This window comes from Pseudomonas sp. IPO3774, from assembly GCF_013386835.1.
In the GTDB taxonomy this organism is placed as follows: Bacteria; Pseudomonadota; Gammaproteobacteria; order Pseudomonadales; family Pseudomonadaceae; genus Aquipseudomonas.
Window position 1 is genome coordinate 1 of record NZ_JACAQY010000086.1, and the last position, 1,686, is coordinate 1,686.

The 1,686-nt window shown below is 63.9% G+C and carries 1 protein-coding gene; it reads left to right on the forward strand.

Annotation, left to right across the window (positions count from 1 at the left end; all coding sequences use genetic code 11):
• Positions 1-50: 50 nt before the first annotated feature.
• The coding region (hutU, locus tag HYE77_RS32390; RefSeq protein WP_177070608.1) for a urocanate hydratase at positions 51-1,686 on the forward strand (1,636 nt) is incomplete at its 3' end.

Below are 1,686 nucleotides of genomic sequence, written 5' to 3' on the forward strand. Positions count from 1 at the left end.
TCCTCTTCGCACCCATCAATGTTCGCGCATTGATCGTTGAGGATTTTTTTGTGACCAAGCCTACCCAATACCGTGACGTTGAAATCCGTGCCGCACGCGGCAACACGCTGACCGCCAAAAGCTGGCTGACTGAAGCGCCGCTGCGCATGTTGATGAACAACCTCGACCCGCAGGTTGCCGAAAATCCGAAAGAACTGGTGGTGTACGGCGGCATCGGCCGTGCGGCACGTAACTGGGAATGCTACGACAAGATCGTCGAAAGCCTGACCAACCTCAACGACGACGAAACCCTGCTGGTGCAATCCGGCAAACCCGTCGGCGTGTTCAAGACCCACAGCAACGCCCCGCGCGTGCTGATCGCCAACTCCAACCTGGTACCGCACTGGGCGAGCTGGGAGCATTTCAACGAACTGGATGCCAAGGGCCTGGCCATGTACGGCCAGATGACCGCCGGCAGCTGGATCTACATCGGCAGCCAGGGCATCGTGCAGGGCACCTACGAAACCTTCGTCGAAGCCGGTCGCCAGCACTACAACGATGACCTCAAGGGCCGTTGGGTCCTGACTGCCGGCCTCGGCGGCATGGGCGGCGCCCAGCCACTGGCCGCGACCCTGGCCGGTGCCTGCTCGCTGAACATCGAATGCCAGCAGGTCAGCATCGACTTCCGCCTGAGCAGCCGCTACGTCGACGAACAAGCCACCGACCTCGACGACGCCCTGGCGCGCATCGACAAATACACCAAGGCCGGCCAGGCGATCTCCATCGCGTTGCTGGGCAACGCCGCTGAAATCCTTCCGGAACTGGTCAAGCGCGGCGTGCGCCCGGACATGGTCACCGACCAGACCAGCGCCCACGACCCGCTCAACGGCTACCTGCCCGCCGGCTGGACCTGGGACGAATACCGCGCCCGCGCCAAGACCGAACCGGCCGAAGTGATCAAGGCCGCCAAGCAGTCGATGGCCGTGCACGTCAAAGCCATGCTCGAGTTCCAGAAACAAGGCATCCCGACGTTCGACTACGGCAACAACATCCGTCAGATGGCGCAAGAAGTGGGCGTGGAAAACGCCTTCGACTTCCCGGGTTTCGTCCCGGCCTACATCCGTCCGCTGTTCTGCCGTGGCATCGGCCCGTTCCGTTGGGCTGCGCTGTCGGGCGACCCGCAAGACATCTACAAGACCGACGCCAAAGTCAAAGAGCTGATCCCGGACGACGCGCACCTGCACAACTGGCTGGACATGGCCCGCGAGCGCATCAGCTTCCAGGGCCTGCCGGCGCGTATCTGCTGGGTTGGCCTGGGCCAGCGCGCCAAGCTCGGCCTGGCATTCAACGAAATGGTGCGCAGCGGCGAGCTGTCGGCACCCATCGTGATCGGCCGCGACCACCTGGACTCCGGCTCGGTGGCCAGCCCCAACCGTGAAACCGAATCGATGCAGGACGGTTCCGACGCCGTGTCCGACTGGCCACTGCTCAACGCCTTGCTCAACACCGCCAGCGGCGCGACCTGGGTTTCGTTGCACCACGGCGGCGGCGTCGGCATGGGCTTCTCCCAGCACTCGGGCATGGTGATTGTCTGCGACGGTACCGACGAAGCCGCCGAGCGTATCGCGCGCGTGCTGCACAACGACCCGGCGACCGGCGTGATGCGTCATGCGGATGCGGGCTACCAGATCGCGATTGATTGCGCCA